Annotated in this window: 15 protein-coding genes; 5 read left to right on the top strand and 10 right to left on the bottom strand. The window is 67.2% G+C overall.

Annotation, left to right across the window (positions count from 1 at the left end):
- Window positions 1-20 precede the first annotated feature (20 nt).
- The 5 genes from A3CW_RS0108520 to A3CW_RS0108500 all read right to left on the bottom strand — a co-directional run bounded on the left by A3CW_RS0108520 (window position 21) and on the right by A3CW_RS0108500 (window position 7,873).
- A complete protein-coding gene (locus tag A3CW_RS0108520; protein ID WP_028203177.1) occupies window positions 21-206 on the bottom strand; it encodes a hypothetical protein in 186 nt (61 codons plus the stop codon).
- A gap of 333 nt (window positions 207-539) precedes the next feature.
- Window positions 540-1,781 carry an MFS transporter gene (locus tag A3CW_RS0108515; protein WP_245623567.1) on the bottom strand — a complete coding sequence of 414 codons (1,242 nt, stop codon included), beginning with the start codon at window positions 1,779-1,781 and terminating at the stop codon, window positions 540-542.
- 104 nt (window positions 1,782-1,885) lie between these two features.
- Entirely contained in the window at window positions 1,886-3,439 is a 1,554-nt protein-coding gene (locus tag A3CW_RS45700; RefSeq protein WP_051481348.1) for an efflux transporter outer membrane subunit, read from the bottom strand.
- Complete coding sequence (locus A3CW_RS45695) at window positions 3,439-4,680, bottom strand: efflux RND transporter periplasmic adaptor subunit (RefSeq protein ID WP_051481328.1); 1,242 nt, start codon at window positions 4,678-4,680, stop codon at window positions 3,439-3,441. The genes A3CW_RS45700 and A3CW_RS45695 overlap by 1 nt, the downstream gene beginning before the upstream one ends.
- Before the next feature lie 10 nt (window positions 4,681-4,690).
- Window positions 4,691-7,873, bottom strand: coding sequence for an efflux RND transporter permease subunit (locus A3CW_RS0108500; RefSeq protein ID WP_028203175.1), 3,183 nt, complete (start codon window positions 7,871-7,873; stop codon window positions 4,691-4,693).
- Between the two features lie 546 nt (window positions 7,874-8,419).
- Here A3CW_RS0108500 and A3CW_RS0108495 point away from each other — a divergent pair.
- Both A3CW_RS0108495 and A3CW_RS0108490 read left to right on the top strand, forming a co-directional pair.
- Window positions 8,420-8,632, top strand: coding sequence for a hypothetical protein (locus tag A3CW_RS0108495; RefSeq protein WP_028203174.1), 213 nt, complete (start codon window positions 8,420-8,422; stop codon window positions 8,630-8,632).
- A gap of 123 nt (window positions 8,633-8,755) precedes the next feature.
- On the top strand, window positions 8,756-9,808 hold the full coding sequence (locus tag A3CW_RS0108490) for a serine/threonine protein kinase (protein WP_028203173.1): 1,053 nt from the start codon (window positions 8,756-8,758) through the stop codon (window positions 9,806-9,808).
- 15 nt (window positions 9,809-9,823) lie between these two features.
- Here A3CW_RS0108490 and A3CW_RS45690 read toward each other — a convergent pair whose 3' ends face one another.
- Window positions 9,824-11,782 carry a DUF3857 domain-containing transglutaminase family protein gene (locus A3CW_RS45690; protein ID WP_051481327.1) on the bottom strand — a complete coding sequence of 653 codons (1,959 nt, stop codon included), beginning with the start codon at window positions 11,780-11,782 and terminating at the stop codon, window positions 9,824-9,826.
- 452 nt (window positions 11,783-12,234) lie between these two features.
- Between A3CW_RS45690 and A3CW_RS0108480 the strand changes: the two genes are divergently transcribed.
- The 3 genes from A3CW_RS0108480 to A3CW_RS45685 all read left to right on the top strand — a co-directional run bounded on the left by A3CW_RS0108480 (window position 12,235) and on the right by A3CW_RS45685 (window position 15,387).
- Entirely contained in the window at window positions 12,235-13,635 is a 1,401-nt protein-coding gene (locus A3CW_RS0108480; RefSeq protein WP_028203172.1) for an L-lactate MFS transporter, read from the top strand.
- Window positions 13,636-13,648: 13 nt separating this feature from the next.
- A complete protein-coding gene (locus A3CW_RS0108475) occupies window positions 13,649-13,777 on the top strand; it encodes an MFS transporter small subunit (protein ID WP_028203171.1) in 129 nt (42 codons plus the stop codon).
- Between the two features lie 203 nt (window positions 13,778-13,980).
- On the top strand, window positions 13,981-15,387 hold the full coding sequence (locus tag A3CW_RS45685; protein ID WP_035512614.1) for an HdeD family acid-resistance protein: 1,407 nt from the start codon (window positions 13,981-13,983) through the stop codon (window positions 15,385-15,387).
- Window positions 15,388-15,412: 25 nt separating this feature from the next.
- Here A3CW_RS45685 and A3CW_RS0108465 read toward each other — a convergent pair whose 3' ends face one another.
- From A3CW_RS0108465 to A3CW_RS0108450, 4 genes are read right to left on the bottom strand one after another with little or no spacing between them, the layout of a single operon-like run.
- Window positions 15,413-16,435 (bottom strand): XdhC family protein, encoded by a 1,023-nt coding sequence (locus A3CW_RS0108465; protein WP_028203170.1) that lies wholly within the window; start codon window positions 16,433-16,435, stop codon window positions 15,413-15,415.
- Window positions 16,408-16,980 (bottom strand): CoxG family protein, encoded by a 573-nt coding sequence (locus A3CW_RS0108460; protein WP_028203169.1) that lies wholly within the window; start codon window positions 16,978-16,980, stop codon window positions 16,408-16,410. Before A3CW_RS0108460 ends, A3CW_RS0108465 begins: the two co-directional genes overlap by 28 nt.
- Window positions 16,971-18,242, bottom strand: a complete 1,272-nt coding sequence (locus A3CW_RS45680; RefSeq protein WP_081771585.1) for a vWA domain-containing protein — start codon at window positions 18,240-18,242, stop codon at window positions 16,971-16,973. The genes A3CW_RS0108460 and A3CW_RS45680 overlap by 10 nt, the downstream gene beginning before the upstream one ends.
- Window positions 18,243-18,295: 53 nt before the next feature.
- A complete protein-coding gene (locus A3CW_RS0108450) occupies window positions 18,296-19,183 on the bottom strand; it encodes an AAA family ATPase (protein ID WP_028203168.1) in 888 nt (295 codons plus the stop codon).
- Window positions 19,184-19,216 lie beyond the last annotated feature (33 nt).

Below are 19,216 nucleotides of genomic sequence, written 5' to 3'. Positions count from 1 at the left end.
AAGCGTACGGCAAACGTCCGCTACATCAGCGCCGGTAGTGTCTCGACGAGCGCAACGGCCGCGAGTACGCCGATCAGCGCGCCGATCACGCGCAGCGTGTTGTGTCTGAATTCCGTCGCGCACGGCACGGCGCCAAGAAAGAGCGCGCCAGCGAGGGCCATCGGGATGATCATCACGAAATCGCCGATCGTGAAATAACCTTCCATGCTCGTCTCCTTATCGTATGGGCGACGAAGGCTCGCAGTGGTTGTCGTTCTCGTCGCCATGTCAATGGCATGGCGCTGCGGCCCCGGGCCTGAAATCGAGTATAGGTGAGGGCGGCGCGCACGGCGGCGCGCGTGTGCGCCGCGAGGCTCCCCGTGAAGCAGATGCCGCGCCGAAAAAGCCCGCCAGAGGCGGCGTTGCGCTGCAGTCCGATACGCGCGACCCGCAAATCGCGAGTCGTCTGAATATTACGGACGCCTTTCGATTCGCGGTCGCACGCAGCACACAAAGGCGCGAGTGCGCAGGTTGCATGCCGCGCGGGCGGCTTCGCGGGCTCAGGCCGCTCCGGCGCGCTCGCGCCCGCGCAACGTGAGCGCCAGCGCGAGCCCCACGACCAGTAGCACGATCACGAGGCCGGCCACGCCGCCCCAGCCTGCACCGGCCCAGAAGTGTCCGCCGATCGACCCCATCACGCTCGACCCGAGGTAATAGGCGAGCAGGTAAAGCGCGGCGGCCTGGCCCTTCGCTTCGCGCGCGAGCCGGCCGACCCAGCCGCTCGCCACCGCGTGCCCCGCGAAGAAGCCGATGGTCAGGCAGGCGATGCCCGCCGCAATCGCCGAGAGCGGCGTGAACAGTGTGAGCACGACGCCCGTGAGCATCAGCGCGAGACTGGCGATCAGCACGCGGCCGCGCCCGAACGTGTCGGCCATGCGGCCCGACCACGGCGAGGCGACCACGCCGGTCAGGTAGACGAGGAAAATCGCGCCGATGGCCGCCTGGCTCATGTGATAAGGCGCCGCGATCAACCGGTAGCCGATGTAGTTGTAGAGCGTGACGAAGCTGCCCATCAGGACGAAGCCCATGGCGAACAGCATGGGCAGGCCCGGCCGCGCGAAATGGCGCAGCAGCGCCGCGCGGTGATGCGCGAAACCGAGGCCGCTCTTCGGCACGAAGTGGCGCGAGGGCGGCAGGAGCGAGCGGAACGCGAACATGGAGGCGAGCCCGAGCACGCCGATCACGGCCACGGCCGCGCGCCAGCCGAACAGGTCGGTGGCGATGCCCGTGATCACGCGTCCGGCCATGCCGCCGATCGCCGTGCCGCCCACGTAGAGGCCCATCGAGAGGCCGAGGCCGTCCGGGTGCATTTCCTCGGCGAGCCAGGCCATGGCCACGGCGGGCACGCCGCCGAGCGCGATGCCCTGGAGTGTGCGCAGCACGAGCAGCTGGTGCCAGTGCGGCACGAAGGCAGTGGCGAGCGTGAGCAGCGACGAGGCGCACAGCGACGCGGTCATCATGCCGCGCCGGCTCCAGCCTTCGGAGACGAAGCCCGCGACGAAGATCGCGATGGCGAGCGCGGCCGTCGTGAACGAGAGCGAGAGGCTGCTCTGCGCCGGACTCACGCCGAAGGTTTCGGAGAACGCGGGCAGGAGCGGCTGCACGCAGTAGAGAAGCGAAAAGGTGGCGTAGCCGGCAAACAGCAGCGCGAGGCTTGCGCGCCAGAATTCGGGGGTACCGCGTTCGATGTACGGAACGGCGGAGGGCGCGGAAGTGCGCGGGGCGCCCAGTGATGCAGTCACGACAGGATCTCCAGCAATATTGCAAAGGCGCAACGATACGCCTGTTGGGCAAATGGCGTTGTCGAGCGCCGCAGGCCGGGTGCCTGATGCGACTGCGTGGCTGATTAGCCCGGAGCGCGCGAGGCGGCCGGCTGCGCGCTGCGAGCCGCGCTCGGCGAAGCGCCTTGCGGCCCGCTGGCGGGCTGCGCTTTTTGCGCCTCGTCCGGGTGGACCAGCGCCGCATCGCTCGGCAAATCCGCCGCGTTCCAGCCGCCGCCCAGCGCCTTCACGAGCGCGACGCTCGCCGCCATGCGCCGACGCGAGATCGCCACGGCCTGGCGTTCGTTGGTGAGCGCCGTGGTTTGCGCGACCACCACGTCGAGATACGTGATCGCGCCGCTCAAATAGCGATTGTTGATGGTGACGAGCGTGCGCTGCGCGGCATCCACCGCGCGGTCCTGGGCCGTCGCCTCCTGCTCGAGCACGCGCAACGCCGCGAGGTTGTCCTCGACCTCGCCGAAGGCGTCGAGCACCGTCTGGCGATACTGCGCGATGTTCTCGTCATACTGGGCGCGCGCTTCGTTGCGTACCGCCTCGCGTCCGCCGAAGTCGATCAGCGTGCCCGCGAGCGTCGGCCCGAGTGACCAGAAGCGCGCGGGGGCGACGAGCCACTGGCTGAAGTTGGTCGCCTCCAGCCCGCCCGTGACCGCGAGCATGAGGCTCGGGAAGAACGCCGCCGTCGCCACGCCCACCTGCGCGTTCGCGGCGGCCACACGGCGCTCGGCGGCCGCGATGTCGGGGCGCCGTTCGAGCAGCGTCGAGGGCACGCCCGGCGGGCTCGCGATCGCGCGCACCACGTAGGCCTCCTTCGGCGCGGCAGCGAGCGTGAACGTGGAAGGCGACTGTCCGATCAGAATCGCGATGGCATGCTCGAGCTGCGCGCGCTGCACGCCGAGATCGATCGCCTGCGCCTCGGTGGTCTGCAGCTGCGTTTGCGCCTGGCCCACATCGGCGTCGGTGGCGATGCCGCCCGCGTAGCGGTTCTGCGTGAGTTCGAGCGATTCGCGGTAGGCCTTGATCGTGTCGTCGAGCAGTTGCCGTTCGCGGTCGATGCCGCGTAGCTCGAAGTAGTCGGTCGCGAGTTCGGCCTGCATGGAGAGCAGCACGGCCTGCATGTCGGCGGCGCTCGCCTGCGCACTCGCTTTCGCGGCCTCGACGTTGCGCGCGACGCGGCCCCAGATGTCGGGCTCCCAGGTGGCGTCGATGCCCACGGCGTAGTCGTTGATCGTTTGACCGGCCTTCGACGTGTACAGGAGATTCTGCGAGGTGCGGTAGCGCGAAAAGTCGCCGCTCGCCGTCACGAGCGGGAAATAGCTCGAGCGCTGCTGCGCGACGTTCGCGCGCGCCGCGCGAAAGTGCGCCTGCGCGGCCTGCACGTTCTGGTTCGCGCTTTCGACCTGGACTTCGAGTGCGTCGAGCCTGGCGTCCTCGTAGATCGTCCACCACGCGCCGCGCGACGCACTATCAGCGGGCTGCGCAAGCGTCCAGCCCGAGCCTTCGAGTTCCTTGAACGTCGCGGCCACGGGCATCGTCGGGCGCACGTAGTCGGGGCCTACCTTGCAGCCGCCGAGCGCCGCAAGCATGGCCAACGCGAACAGCCGAATCCGCGCGTGCTTCATCATTCGCCCTGCGCCTGCGCGTTGCTGCCCGCACCGCTCGCGCCATGCGCCGCAGCGGCCTCGTGCTCGCCGTGCGGCTGCACGAGGCGCACCGGCGTGCCGTCGACGATCGCGTCCTGCGGATTGACGATCACGCGCTCGTCGCCCGTGAGCCCCGCCGCCACCGCGACGCGCGTGCCGAAGTCGGTGCCGAGCGTGACCTTCACGAGCTTCACGCGGTCTTGCGCATCGACGGTCGCCACCTTCACGCCGTCGGGGCGGAACAGGAAGGCGTTGCCGGGCAGCGTGATCGGCGTGGCCGAGCCGTCGAGCGCGAAGTGGACCTGCGCGTAGGCGCCGGGCAGCAGTTCGCCGCTGCGGTTGTCCACATCGACTTCGACCAGCATGGTGCGCTGCTGCGCGTCGACCGCGCCCGCCGTGCGCGCGACGATGCCGGGAAAGTGCTTGCCCTGCTCCTCGTTGAGCGTGAGGTACGCGTGCTGCTGCACGCGGATCTGCTGCGCGTAAGCCTGCGGCACGTTCGCGTACACGCGCAGGCGGTCGGCCTGTGCGAGATGGAACAGCTCCTTTTGCGAGGTGCCGCCGTTGCCCGCGTCGATGAGCGCGCCCACGTCCACGTTGCGCGCCGTGACGATGCCGTCGAAGGGCGCCGTCACGCGTTCGTACGACTGCAGCTGCGAGAGCCGCGAAACGTTGAAGCGCGCGGAATCGAGCGTGGCCTTTTTCGCGAGCATGTCGCCGACTTTCTCGTCGGCGTCCTGTTTCGCCACCGAGCGCGTTTGCAGCATCTGCGTCCAGCGGTCGGCCGTGGTTTTCGCGAGCGCGTAGTTCGCTTCGGCATTGGCGAGATCGGCGCGCGCGGCGCGCAACTGGTCGTCCACTTCGGGCGCGTCGATTTCGGCGAGCAGCTGGCCCGCCTTCACGTGCGCGCCGATGTCGAAGTACCACTTGCGCAGATAACCGCTCGTGCGCGCGTAGATCGGCGTATCGAGAAAGGCCTGCACATTGCCGGGCAGCACGAGGTCGAGCGCGCGCGTCGAGCGCTGTGGCGTGACCACCTGCACGGATAGCGTGCTCGCGGTTTTTGCCTCGCGTTCGAGCGCCGCGTGCGCGCTGTGGCGCGACCAGATGCCCTGCGCCGCGAGGCCGAGCACGATGAGCGCGGCGAGCACGAAGGGCCAGCGCCGCGGTTTATGAGGCGACGGCTCTTGCGGCGAAGGCGTTTGCGAATGATTCGTCATGACAGGGTATTCATGATTTGGGCACCACGTTTTCACTGGCGCGCTGGCGGCGCTCGCCGAGCTTGCGGTAGATGAGCGAGAACACCACCGGTACGAAGATCAGCGTGGCGAGCGTGCCCACCGCGAGGCCGCCGATCACCGCGCGCCCGAGCGGTGCGTTCTGCTCGCCGCCTTCGCCAAGGCCGATGGCCATCGGCACCATGCCGATCACCATGGCGAGCGCGGTCATGAGCACCGGGCGAAAGCGCGTGTAGCCCGCTTCGATCGCGGCGCGCGCCGCGTCGCCGTGCAGGCGCAACTGCTCGCGCGCAAAGCTGATGACGAGAATGGAGTTCGCCGTGGCGATGCCGATACACATGATCGCGCCCGTGAGCGCCGGAATGGAAAGCGTGGTGTGCGTGAGGAACAGCATCCAGACAATGCCCGCGAGCGCGCCCGGCAGCGCTGTGATGATGATGAACGGATCGAGCCACGACTGGAAGTTCACGACGATCAGCAGATACACGAGCACGATCGCGAAGATGAGTCCGCCGAACAGTCCGGAGAACGAATCGTTCATCGTCTGGACCTGACCGCGCAGCTTGATGCTCGACGTCTTCGGCAGTTCGCTGCGCGTCTGGTCGATGATCTTCGCGATGTCGTCGGAAACGGCGCCCAGGTCGCGCCCGTCCGCAGTGCCGTAAATGTCGATGGTGGTTTGCGCGTTGTAGTGCGTGACCACCGCGTCGCCCGATATGCGCTGCATGCTCGCGAGCGAGCCGAGTATGTTGCTGCGCCCGTTCGCGGTGAGCGGAATGTTGGCGAGCGATTGCAGCGAATCGATCGTGTATTGCGGGGCTTCGGTCACGACGTTGTAGCTCACGCCGTTGATCGGATTGAGCCAGAACGTGGGCGTGGTCTGCTGGCTGCCCGAGAGCGTGATGAGCAGGTCGCTTGCCACGTCCTTCTGCGTGAAGCCCGCCTGCTGCGCGCGCGTGCGGTCCACGTCGATGAAGATGCGCGGCAGGTCCGCGGGCTGCTGGATGCGCGCGTCGGCGAATCCGGGCACGCCGCGCAGCCGCGCGAGCAGCGTCGCCGCGAACGCGCGGTTGCCGGCCACGTCGCGGCCCACGATCTGCACGTCGATGGGCGAGGGCATGCCGAAGTTCAGCGTCTGGCTCACGATGTCGGCGGGCAGGAAGGCGAACTGCACGCCCGGAAACTCGTCGTTGAGCGTGCGCCGCAAGAGGCGCACGTAGCCGGCGGTCGCGTGATGGTCCTCGTTCAGCGAGATCAGCACGTCGGCGTCGGACGTGCCGATGGTGCCCGTGTTGCTGTATGAGAGGTTGATGCCCGAGACCGGCAGGCCGATGTTGTCGATGATCGAATGCAGCTCGCCCGGCGGAATCAGTGTGCGCACGCGCTTGTCGATACGGTCGACGAGCACGGCGGTTTCTTCGACACGCATGCCCGTTTTCGCGCGCACGTGCAGCGCGATGGTGCCCGCATCGACCTGCGGAAAGAAGTCGCGCCCGAGGAACGGCATGAGCAGCAGCGACGCGCCACAGCAGGCGAGAAACGCCACGACGAACCACACGGGATGCTTCACCCGCGCCGTGAGAAACCCGCGATAGCGCTCGCGCAGCCCCTCGAAGCCGCGCTCGAACGCGAGGTGCACGCGCATGAACGGATTGCGCGTCGTGCCATGCAGGTGATGCAGGTCGGCGGGCTTGTGATGATGGCGCATCAGGTACTTCGCGAGCGTGGGCACGAGCGTACGCGAGAAGAAGTACGACGCCAGCATCGCGAACACCACGGCTTCCGCGAGCGGAATGAAGAGGTAGTGCGCCACGCCCGTGAGCAGGAACATCGGCACGAACACGATGCAGATGGAGAGCGTGGAGACGAGGGTGGGAATCGCGATCTGATGCGCGCCGTCGAGAATCGCCTGTTCCAGCGTCTTGCCTTGCTCCAGTTGCTGGCTGATGTTCTCGATCGCGACCGTTGCGTCGTCAACCAGAATGCCGACCGCGAGCGCGAGCCCGCCCAGCGTCATGATGTTGATGGTCTCGCCGAGCGCCGCGAGCACGATCACCGAGGTGATCATCGAAAGCGGAATCGAGATCGCGATGATGAGCGTGGCGCGCCAGTTGCCGAGGAACAGCAGGATCATGAGCGCCGTGAGGGCCGCCGCGATGAGCGCTTCGCGCAGCACGCCCTGCACGGAGGCGCGCACGAACAGCGACTGGTCGGCGACCGGATCGATATTGAGCGAGCTCGGCACGAGATTGCGCAGCGTCGGCATCATCTCCTTGATGCGGTCCACGATCTCGAGCGTGGACGTGTTGCCGCTCTTGTTGATGGTGAGCAGCGAGGCGCGCTGGCCGTCCACGCGCACGATATTGGTTTGCGGCACGTAGCCGTCGCGCACGTGCGCCACGTCGCGGATGTAGATCGTGCCGCTCGCCGTGGTTTTCACGGGAATGTCGTTCAGGCCCGCTAAGCTGTCGGGGCTTGCATTCATCGTCACCGAATATTCGGTCGCGCCTATTTTGGCCGTCCCCGAAGGCAGGATGAGGTTCTGCGCGCTGATCGCGTTCACCACGTCCATGGGCGAGAGATTGTGCTGCTGCAGCGCGCGCTGGTTGATGTCGACCATGATCTGCCGCTGCTTGCCGCCATAGGGCAGCGGCGCGGAGGCGCCCGGCACGGTCGCGAGCTGCGTCTTCAGGAAGTTGTTGCCGTAGTCGAACAACTCCTGCTCGGTCAGCTGCGGCGAGGAAAGCGACAGGCGCAGGATCGGCACCGTCGAGGCGTTGTAGCGCAGGATGAACGGCGGCTGGATGCCGGGCGGCAGCGAGCGCAGCTGCGCCTGTGACAGCGCCGTGACTTCGGCGAGCGCTTCCTGGATATTGGCATGCGGCTGGAAGAAGATCTTCACGACCGCAATGCCGTTCAGCGACGTCGATTCGGTGTGCTCGATATCGTTCACCGCCACGGAAAGGCCGCGCTCGTAGTTGAGCACGATGCGCTTTTCCATCTCGTCGGCGGGCAGACCCGTGTAGGTCCAGATCACCGAGAGCACTGGAATGTCGATGTTCGGGAAGATGTCCGTGGGCGTGCGCAGGATCGTCAGCGGCCCGACGATCAAAAGCAGCAACGCGAGCACGACGAACGTGTACGGGCGCTTGAGCGCGAGTCGAACGATCCACATGGAACGACGGGTTCCTTCGCTGGTGGCGGAGTCTGGCTCGCGCGGCTGGTCTGGCCGCGGTGGCGAGCGTTCAGGTTATCGGTATCGTGGCCGGCTATTATGGCGCGCGTGAGGTCTTTGCCTGTGCTGCGCGGGGCCTTTGTGGTGCACGGTTGGGACAGGACTATAGCGCCAGTCACCCTGCATCAGCGTACTTTTTCAGGGACTGCCCTAGCAAGGTCGCGAAGAATGGGGTTTACCATCTGTTACAGTCAGGTTTTCGTAAGATGCGTGAGCGAAGCGGGGCGGGGCTGTGGCGGCACAGGGCGCCGTGAGCCCGCCGCCGTTGATACACCCCCCTATTTTTTCGCTTTGCTCGCGCGCTCAAACAAGCAACAATGGGATGCCAAGGGTCCGGCCGTGCTTAGGCGCGCGGCGCGAGCGGGTCGCCCGAGGCGGGTTTGGATGCGCGCGCAACCGATGGTGCGCATCGGTTTTTTTGTCAGCATGCCGACCGGTCTTCCTTCGAGGGAGCCGGCGAAGGTAGCGAGGTAACGGGGAAACATCATGCAAATCGGTTCTATCGTCCGTACCGTTCATATCGCCGTGCCCCAGGGCGCACGCGGCATCGTGATGCGCATTCTCGGCGACATGGCGATGGTGACGTGGTATGCCGGGGAGCCCGGCACGTCGGCGCAGCTCAACACCGAGCCCTTTTTTCTTGAAGATCTGATCGATACGGGCGAGCACGTCATGCCCGCCGGCGCGCAGATCCACTGAGCCTGGGCCCTGTGACACGTTGACGAGGCGCTGCGTCTCGTCGCAGGGTTGTGCCCCGCGTTTGTGTTCATCGTGTCTGCCGTGCGTACCGATTGCTCGCCGGCACTGCCCGCAAGAGGCACAATTGCGGGTATGAATTACGATCCTTCTCCTGTCCCGGGCGGGCCTTCCGGTCCCGGCGACCAGCAAGCCGCGCCCTACGCGCGCCTCACGCCCGAATGCGTGCTCGACGCCGTCGATGGCGTGCTGATCCCAGCCGGGCGCCGCACGGATGGCCGCATGCTCGCGCTCAACAGCTACGAGAACCGCGTGTACCAGGTGGGCGTGGAAGACGGCCCGCCGCTCATCGCCAAGTTCTATCGCCCCGGGCGCTGGAGCGACGAGGCGATCCTCGAAGAGCACGCATTCGTCGCCGAACTCGCCGCGCGCGAGATTCCAGCCGTGCCTGCGCTCGCCTTCGAAGGGCGCACGCTGCACGAGTTCGACGGGTTTCGCTTCTCGCTGTTCGAGCGGCGCGGCGGCCGCGCGCCTGATCTCGACCGCAGCGACACGCTCGAATGGCTAGGCCGTTTCATCGGCCGCATTCACGCCGTGGGCGCAACCCAGCCGTACCAGGCACGCCCCACGCTCGACATCCAAACCTACGGCTACGAGCCGCGCACGTATCTGCTCGAACACGGTTTCGTGCCCGAGGACCTGCGCGAGGCGTGGCAGACCGCGGTGACGCTCGCGCTCGAAGGCGTGGAGGCGGCATTCGAGCGGGCAGGCGAAACGCGCTCGTTGCGCCTGCACGGCGACTGCCATCCGAGCAACGTGCTCTGGACCGACGCCGGCCCGCATTTCGTGGACTTCGACGACAGCCGCATGGGTCCCGCTATCCAGGATTTGTGGCTGCTTTTGCCCGGCGATCGCGCAGGCGCTTCGCGTGCGATGGCGGATTTGCTCGCCGGTTATGAGGACTTCTGCGATTTCGAGCCGCGCGAGCTGCATCTCGTCGAAGCGCTGCGCACGCTGCGTCTCATCCACTACTCGGCCTGGCTCGCGCGCCGCTGGTACGATCCCGCGTTTCCGGCCGCCTTCCCGTGGTTCAACACGCAGCGCTACTGGGAAGAGCGCATTCTCGAACTGCGCGAGCAGATCGGCGCGATGCAGGAAGGGCCGCTCTGGCCCGTGTGAACGTCGTGCGCCGGCTCACTGCGCGCTCGCCGGACTATCCGGCGCGGCGCCCTGGGCCGACGGCTTGACGATCAATTGCGCGCGCAGGTCGCGTGCCATCGTCTCGAACGCGGGGCGCATCTGCGCGAAATCGTCGGCGCTGCATACGTCGCTCGCGAAATGCGTTTGACCGGTGCGCGTGACGCGCAGCACATTCGCCTGCGGGTCGAGCGCGTACTGCGAACTGAAATCGATGAAGCGGTTGTCGGCGTGCTGCGGCATGGGCACGTCGAGCACGCGCATGCCCGGCGGCAGCACGATGCGCGTGCGCTCGGTCATGACCACGTTGCGGCACACGAAGGGCTGCGTGCGCCGCGATTCGCCGAGCCAGTAGCGCAGATTCGCGTCGAGGCCGCCCACGAAGCTCGTGAGCGTGGGCACGGGCGTGGTCATTTCCGGGTCGACGAAGCCGTCGAAGGTGCCCGTGAGCGTGAGCACGAGCGGACCCGCCGTGGCGTCGAGCGGGCTGGAGGCGAGCGTGGCGCTGCCGCGCAGATTGGCGTTGCGCAGCTCCCATTGCAGCGACTCCTCGCGCTGCGCGGGCGTTTGCAGGCGCAGCACGCTGCGCGTCTGTTCGGCGGACCAGCCCTCTGCCTGCAAGCGGTAGATGAAGCGCGCCGAGCCGTCGGGCGCGACCGTGATGTCGAGATCGCTCTCGCGCGTGGTCGTGGCCGTGGCGGGCGTGCGGACCTGCGTGCCGTCGCCGGCGAGCACGGCCTCGCGGTCCATGTCCGTCGACGGCAAATAGCCGAACTCGATGTTGCTCGCCGTGGAATCCGCGAACATCTGCAAATCGGGCAGCCAGGTGATGACGTGATTGATCACGCCGAAGCCGGGTACGCTCGGCAGCGTGTAGACCGTGCCGCTGTTCACGAGCGCCGGCACGCTGCGGATGCCCACCGCGCCGAGCAGCGCACCGTAGAGCGCGACGTGGTCCTTGCAGTCGCCATAGCGGTTCGCAAGCACGTCGGTTACGCGGTGCGGCACGATCTCGCCGCGTCCGATATTCATCGCCACGTAGCGGATGTTGCGGCGCACCCAGTCGTAGAGCGTTTGCGCCCTCGCGCGCGGGGTGTCGTCGTGCGCCGTGAGCGTCTGCGCAAGGCGCACGATGGCCGGGTCGCGCACGGTTGGATCCGCCGCCGCCTCGCGATAGACCTTCGCGAAGGCCGCGTAGTCGGGGAAGGTGGACACCATCAGCCGGTCGCCGTAGCTCACGTACGCGACCGAGCCATATTCGAGGCGCTCGAAATTCGCCTTGTCGTAGCGGTACTCGTAGCGCGTGCGGCCGTTCACCGTGGCGGGCGGCAGCACGGTGAAGCCGCGCGCGTCGGCGTAGAGCGGCACTTTCGCGGGCAGGTCGTAGATCACGCGGAAGTTGTGCGTGGGCGCGAGGTCGGGCGGCGTGAAGTCGCTGAACCAGCCGGGCACGAGCGGCACGCGCTGGATCTTGCGCCACGTGAGATGCACGCGCGCGCCCGGCTCCACGGCCGGGAACACGATCACCTTGTCCTGGACGTCCTGGAACATCGGGGCGTCGAACGAGCGCACTTCCTGCACGTCGCGGATCTGCTCGGGGCGCACGTCGTGACGCCCGCCCTGGGCGTCCTCGGTCCACGCTTCGAGCACGTCCACGTGGGCCATCTCGCGGTTGAACCACACGTAATACTGGCCCGCGCGCGCAATGCCGGCCTCCGTGTTCACGCGCAGGGTGAGCGAGTCGAGCTTGGTGTACGAGCCGTCCGCATTGACGGTGAAGGTCTGCGTTTCCGCTTCGTTGGTGTAGGGCGCCTGCGCGGCGCTGCCTGCCGGATTCAGCGTGCCCGCTTCGAGGGGCACCGGGGTGAGCTGCGCCACGCCCGGGCGCAGGTCGGCGGCGAAGGTTCCCGTGGCGGGGCCGAGCACGGCTAGGCAAAGAGCGAGAGCGAGGCGCATGGGGGGGCTCGGCAGGTGGCGGGTCGCGGATAGGCGCTACTCCTGCCACTTAAAAGTCATGTAACCCGATTGTCAAGCGGATGGCCCGCACACCGCCCGCAGGGGCCCCTGTATCGAGCATTGAGTCTAAATGCTGGGCCGCGCAACGAAATGGCCGCTCGCATGGTTCTCCGTGGCTTCATACGGCGCTGCCGCCGATTTGCTGCGCGCGCAACAATCGAAGAAGTGCGGCGTCGCGCGGGCCGTTGTATGGCATATGTATGTTTACCTCATATTGCCAAGGCGGCGGTTGGGGACTAAGGTTCGTGCAGCCGTCAAGCGGCAATTAAGTGTTCTATGCGTTTGCGCATAAAAAGAGCACGAAAGACCACGCCTACCAACAGCCATTTTGGATGGGACCAGAGCGAGCGCTCACCCCGCGCGCTCAACCTCTGGTCGACTCGGGAGATCCCATGAGCAGCGTTGCAGATTCGACGCGCGGTGCGCAAAGCGCACCTTTCTTTTCCAAAGAGGCGACCATCGCCCCGCCGGGCTTTTCGCGCTGGATGGTGCCGCCCGCCGCGCTGGCCGTGCATTTGTGCATCGGCCAGGCCTACGCGTTTTCCGTGTTCAACGCGCCGCTCACGAAGGTGATCGGCATTACGCAGTCCGCGTCCGATGACTGGTCGCTCACCACGCTTGGCTGGATTTTCTCGCTGGCCATCGTCTTTCTCGGCCTTTCCGCCGCGTTTGGCGGCAAGTGGCTCGAACGTGTGGGCCCGCGCCGCACGATGTTTACCGCAGCGTGCTGCTTTGGCGGCGGTTTCCTCGTTTCCGCGCTCGGCGTGTACCTGCATCAGATCGCGCTGCTCTATCTCGGCTACGGCGTGATTGGCGGCATCGGCCTCGGGCTCGGCTACGTCTCGCCGGTTTCGACGCTGATCCGCTGGTTCCCCGACCGCCGCGGCATGGCAACCGGCCTCGCGATCATGGGCTTCGGCGGCGGCGCGATGATCGCCGCGCCGCTGTCCGTCATGCTGATGAAGCATTTCGCGAGCGACACGAGCGTGGGCGTCGCCCAGACCTTCGTGGTGCTCGGCGTGGCGTACTTCATCTCGATGACGATCGGCGCCATCACCATCCGCGTGCCCGCGCCGGACTGGAAGCCGGCTGGCTGGACGCCGCCCGTCGTGGCGAAGAAGCTCGTGTCGAACCAGCACGTGCACATCGACCAGGCGCTCAAGACACCGCAGTTCTACCTGATCTGGCTCGTGCTGTTCCTCAACGTGACGGCCGGCATCGGCATTCTGGGCCAGGCCTCGGTCATGATCCAGGAAAGCTTCAAGGACACCGTGAGCGCCGGCGCGGCGGCGGGCTTCGTCGGCCTGCTCTCGCTCTTCAACATGGGCGGGCGCTTCGTGTGGGCTTCGGCTTCCGACTGGGTGGGCCGCAAGAACACCTACTTCATCTTCTTCGTGTTCGGCGCGGTGCTCTATTACGCGGTGCCGCAGTTCGCGCAGAGCGGCAACATCGTGTTCTTCGTGCTCGCGTTCTGCCTGATTCTCTCGATGTACGGCGGCGGCTTCTCGACCGTGCCCGCGTATCTCGCGGACATGTTCGGTACGGCGTTCGTCGGCGGCATTCACGGCCGTCTGCTCACCGCGTGGGCCGCAGCAGGCGTGGCGGGCCCGGTGCTCGTGAACTACGTGCGTGCGTACCAGGTCGCGCACGGCGTGGCGAAGGCCGACGCGTACACGATGACCGTGCACATCATGGCTTCGCTGCTCGTGATCGGCTTCATCTGCAATTTGCTCGTGCGCCGCGTGGACGCGAAGCATCACATGAGCGAGACGCAACTCGCCACCGGTAAATAAGGAGGAACGCGCAATGTCTACTCAAGCCGCCCCGAAATCGTCGAACAAGGCGCTGATGGCGATCTTCTGGCTCTACGTGCTGGTGCCGCTCGTGTGGGGCGTGACCAACACGCTCTCGCAGGCGATGAAGCTGTTCGGCTGATGCCGTGACGCCCAGGTGAAGCGAAGCGGCGCGAGCCGCCCGCCAGAAACCCGTACTGCGGGCCGCCGACGAAAGTCGCGGCCCGCAGTTTTTTTGGGCGCGTAGTCAGGCGCTCGAAGCCGCATTGGCCGCGCACGTTCGGGGCGATCCCTCGCCGCACCGCAGTACGATGCGTTTTCATACGCGGCTGCCGGAGACGGGCGATGGTGCGGCTCATGATGATCCTGCTGGGCGTGGAGTATCTGCGCGAGCGCTGGCGCGGCGTGATGGCGGCAGGCATAGCGAGCGCGCTCGTGGGCGCGGCGCTCTTCGTCGACGCACTGGACGGCGTGCTGTTCTTCCCGATCGCGCCGTTCGCGTGGCTGCTGCTGATCGAGGGTCTGGCCACGCTCGCGGTGGCATGGACCGGCATGGGCGGCCAGCGCACGCTGCGCTACGTGAAGGGCTTCGGTTTCTGTATCACGGCGGCGCTCGTGCTTTCGGGCTACCGGCACGCGTCGTTCATTCTTTCGATGGTGTTCGCGACGCTCTTTCTCGCCGATGGCCTGCTGCAGATCGCCTCGGCCTGGGTCGTGCGCTATCGCACGTGGCGCCTCGCGGTGGCGGGCGGCGCGCTGCAGATCGGCATCGCCATCTTTCTCTACCAGCCTTATCCCACCCACTACAAGGGCACGGTGCCCTACTGCCTCGGGCTCATTCTGATGTTCGCGGGCTGGAACCTGCTGCTGCTCGCCTTGCGCGCGCGTCGGCTCGCCGTGAATCCGGCGGCCGCGCAGGGCGGCGCGGCGGCGCTCGTGGCGAGCGCAGTTGGCGCGGCGAACTCGGCCAAAGGCCGCGCGCCCAGGCTCGCGCAGACTGTGTTCGACGGGCCGCCCGCGCCGCACGAGCGCGCGCTCACGGTGCACGTGTGGACGCCGGTGGGCAGTTCGCGGGCCGAGCCGCGGCGTCAGCCGCTCATCGACCGCTATATTGCCGCCGTCGATCGCGATGGCGTGATTTCCACGGGTCACGCTGCGCTCGAATCGCCCGAGCGCGTGTACATCAGCCTCTATCCCGCCGTGGAAATCGATCGTTCTCCCGATGAATTCACGCGCACGCTGCGCGCGACGCGCGAGAACGACGTGCCGGGTCTGTTTCAGCCCGACTACGGGACAGAGTCGAAGGCGTGGTGTCCATCCACGCGCCAGGTGCGCATTCGCAACTACGATCCCCTTCGGCTGGAAAGTTTCTGGGAGCGTTATCGCGAGGACACGACCTATAACCTCACGCACCGCAACTGCTCGAGCACGGTTTCGCACGCGCTGGAGGCGGCGCTCGAAGGTGCGACACCGCGCGTGTGGGGGCATGGATGGCTCGCGTTCGCGCGCATGCTGACGACGCCGGAGCTATGGGTGGCCGCGCAGGTGCGCAAACGCGGCCAGACAATGGCGTGGACGCCCGGACTCACGCTCGACTATGCGCGCGCGTTGAGCATGCTGGCGGATCCGCGGCCTTCAGGATGGACGCGCATGTTGAGATCGCTGCGCGCGTCGATGCTAAGACGTGAACGCAGGCACGAACGCGAGCGGCGGCGCGAGACGGACCACGACGGGCGCTCGCCTCACGCTTGAAGCATCGCGACCACACGAGGCCGCTTCACACATCGCACGTCGATCCCGCTCCTGCCGCCTGTTCGCGCGCGGCTTTTGCGCCTTCCACCTGGAGAATGGTCGGCAGCGAGACGCCGTTCTTCGCCGCCGTGACTTCCGCGAGGATCGACACGGCGATTTCCGGCGGCGTGCGGCTGCCGATGTAAATGCCCACCGGCCCATGCAGCCGCGCGAGTTCCGCTTCGCTCAGGTCGAACTCCTTGAGCCGCTCGCGCCGCGCCGCGTTGTTGCGCCGCGAGCCCAGCGCGCCCACGTAAAACGCGGGCGTCTTGAGCGCTTCCATCAGCGCGAGGTCGTCGAGCTTCGGGTCGTGCGTGAGCGCGATCACGGCGCAGCGTTCGTCGAGCTTCATATCGAGCACCGTGTCGTCGGGCATGGTGCGTACGAGCGCCGTGCCGGCCACGTCCCAGGTGTCGGTGTATTCCTCGCGCGGGTCGCACACGGTCACCTGGTAATCGAGCCCCACCGCGATCTGGCAGAGATAGCGCGAGAGCTGTCCCGCGCCGATCACCAGCATGCGGTAGCGCGGCCCGTGGATCGTGAGCAGGCGCGCGTCGTCGAAGTCCACGCCATCGGTCGCTTTCGCGGGGCCGAGCGTGGCGCGCCCGGTCGCCATGTCGAGTGTGCGCGCAACGAGTTCGCCGCGCTCGACGGTTTCGAGCAGTTCGCGAATGCCCGAGGCTTCGGAGAGCGGTTCGAGCACGAGCTGGATCGTGCCGCCGCATGGCAGTCCGAAACGATGCGCCTCTTCCGCCGTGATGCCGTACTTCACGGCTTCGGGCCTGGCGATCGTCACGCCTTCGCGGCGCACGCGGTCGATCAGATCGTCCTCGATGCAGCCGCCCGAAACGGAGCCGACCACGAGGCCGTCGTCGCGCACCACGAGCATCGCGCCTTCGGGGCGCGGCGACGAGCCCCACGTTTTCACCACCGTCACCAGCAGCGCGCGGTGCCCTGCGTCGAGCCAGTGCACGCCGGATTTCAGGACTTCGAGATCCACGCTGTCCATGATCGTTTCCTCTTCGGTGTTTCCTCTGCGCCTTCGCCTTGCGGCTGGGCTTCTGCGTCGCTGGCGGCAAGTGCCGCCGCTTCGTCGGTATTTTGCTGTGCCCCGCCGCCCAGCTGTTCCCCGAAACGCTTGAAAAACTCGCCGGCGATCTTGCGCGCCGCGCCGTCCACGAGCCGCGAGCCGATCTGCGCAAGCTTGCCGCCCACCTGGGCGTTCGCGGTGTAAGTGAGCGTGGTCGACTCGTCACCGGCAGATTCGAGCTTCACGTGCGCGTCGCCCTTGCCGAAGCCCGCTGCGCCGCCCTGACCCTCGAAGACGATCGTGTAGCTGTTCGGTGCGTCGATATCGGCGAGCTGCATGCGGCCCTTGAAGCGCGCCTTCACCGGGCCTACCGCGGCGGTCAGCGCGACGGCGTAGGCGTTCTCGCCGTCGGCTTCGATGCTTTCGCAGCCCGGTATGCACGCCTTGAGGATCGCCGTGTCGTTGAGCGCTTCCCAGGCGCGCTGTTGCGGCACCGGCAGCGTGTGGCTTTCGGTCAGCTCCATCGTGTTTCTCCTTGTGCCGGGCGCTCCTGCGACGTGTGCGATGCGCGTGCTGGTTTTGCCGGATGAGGTGCCGTTCGAGGCGCATGCCCAATCGGCGTGGCTTCGCACAGGCTGCGCGCGAACGCTTCGAGGCTGTCGAGATTGTGGACGGGGTAGTGCGCGTCGACGTGGGGCAGCATCGCCTGCACGCCGCGCGCCTTGGGCGCGAAATCGCGGTAACGCAAGAGCGGATTGAGCCAGACCACGCGATGCGCGAAGCGGTGCAAACGCGCCATCTCCTCGCCGAGCAGGCTGCATGCATCGTGATCGAGCCCATCGGTGACGATGAGCACCGTCGCGCGGCCGCCGAGCATGCGGCGCGCCCAGCGGCGGTTGAATTCCGCGAGCGTGGCGCCGATGCGCGTGCCGCCCGACCAGTCCGCGACCTGGGTGGCGAGCTGGGCGAGCGCGACGTCGGGGTCGCGTTCGCGCAGCGCGCGCGTGGCGTGCGTCAAACGCGTGCCGAACAGGAATACCTGCAGGCGTTCGCGCGACTGCAGCAACGCGTGGCAGAAGTAGAGCACCGCGCGCGAGTAGCTGCTCATCGAGCCGGAAATGTCGAGCAGCAGCACGAGCGGCAGCTTGCGCTCCACGGGCGCGCGATATTTCCACACGGTCCAGTCGCCGCCCGCCCGCACCGCGTGGCGCGCGCTCGCGCGCAGATCGGCGTGGGTGCCGCGCGACGACGCCTTCAGGCGCCGCGTGCGAACGGTGGCGAGCGGCAGGCGGCGCGCGCGGATCAGGTGGCGCAGCGCGCGCCATTCGTCGGCGGTGAGCGTGTCGAAGTCGCGCTGGCGCAGGCGTTCTTCGGCGCTGAACGTGGCGTGTGCGCGCAACTCGTGTTCTTCGTGCGAGGGCGGTGGCTTCGCGCCGGGGCGATGGGCAGGACGTGCCGCGAGCGCGTCGGCGAGGCGGTTGTTGCGGCGCGGCGGCGGCACGCCGCCTTGCACCTTCGGCAGCAGGAGCGCGCGCAGCTTGCCCTCGAAATCCGGATCGCGCCAGAAGAGCGCGAAGGCGGCGTCGAAGATCTCGCGCTCGTCGGGCGCACTCGTGAGGAGCGCGGCGAGCGCCGCATGCACGTCGTCGCGGCGGCCGAGGTCGATGTGGCGCAGCGCTTCGATCGCGTCGACGGCGCGTGAAGGCGACAGCGGCAGGCCTGCGCCGCGCAGCACGCGCACGAAATGCACGACGTTGCGCGCGAACACGGGCGCGAGCGTGGGCATGGCGGCGGGCGGTGTCGTGCGGGTTTCGAGCGATGAGGCGGAGGGCATCGTGCTCACTCCGCGAGCGCGAGCGTTTGCGCGATGCGTTGCGCGTCGAGCTGCGCGAGGTCGTCCTGGTACTTCAGCAGCACGCCTAGCGTGTCCTGCACCGACTGCGGATCGAGTTCCGTCACGGCGAGTGCGCTCAGCGCGCGGCACCAGTCGATCGTTTCCGCAATGCCGGGCGCCTTGAAGAGGTCCATCGTGCGCAACTGGTGCACGAACGCCACGGCGCGCTGCTGCAATTCGGGCGCGGTTTCAGGCGCGCGCGTGGCCACGATCGCGAGTTCGCGCGCGCGGTCCGGATAGCCGAGCCATTGATAGAGACAGCGCCGCTTGAGCGCGTCGTGCACTTCGCGCGTGCGATTCGACGTGATCACGACGAGCGGCGGCGTACTCGCGCGCACAGTGCCGTATTCGGGAATCGATACCTGGAAGTCCGAAAGGAGTTCGAGCAGGAAGGCTTCGAACGGTTCGTCGGCGCGGTCGATTTCGTCGATCAGCAGCACGCGGCGCGCGCCCGGGTTGTGTGGGTCGGGTTGCAGCGCCTGGAGCAGCGGGCGCTTGAGCAGAAATTCGTCGCGATAGAGCGTGTCGTTGCGGGGCTTTTCGCCGGCGGCTTCGGCAAGTCGCAGCGCCATGATCTGGCGCGGATAGTCCCACTCGTACAGCGCGCTCGCCGTATCGAGTCCTTCGTAGCATTGCAGGCGCAAGACCGTCGTACCGAGCATCGCCGCTGCGGCCTTCGCGAGTTCGGTCTTGCCCACGCCCGGCTCGCCTTCGAGAAACAGCGGGCGTTCCATGCGCAGCGCAAGAAAGAGCGCCGTGGCGAGTTCGCGGCTCGCGAAATAGCCGCGCGCTTCGAGTTGTGCGAGGGTGTCGTCGATCGAGGCGGATTGCATTCGGGCTTCTGTCAACGCGAATCAAAGGCGGCG

The organism is Paraburkholderia nodosa DSM 21604, from assembly GCF_000519185.1.
Lineage (GTDB): Bacteria > Pseudomonadota > Gammaproteobacteria > Burkholderiales > Burkholderiaceae > Paraburkholderia > Paraburkholderia nodosa.
This window is presented reverse-complemented; position numbering and strand designations above follow the sequence as displayed.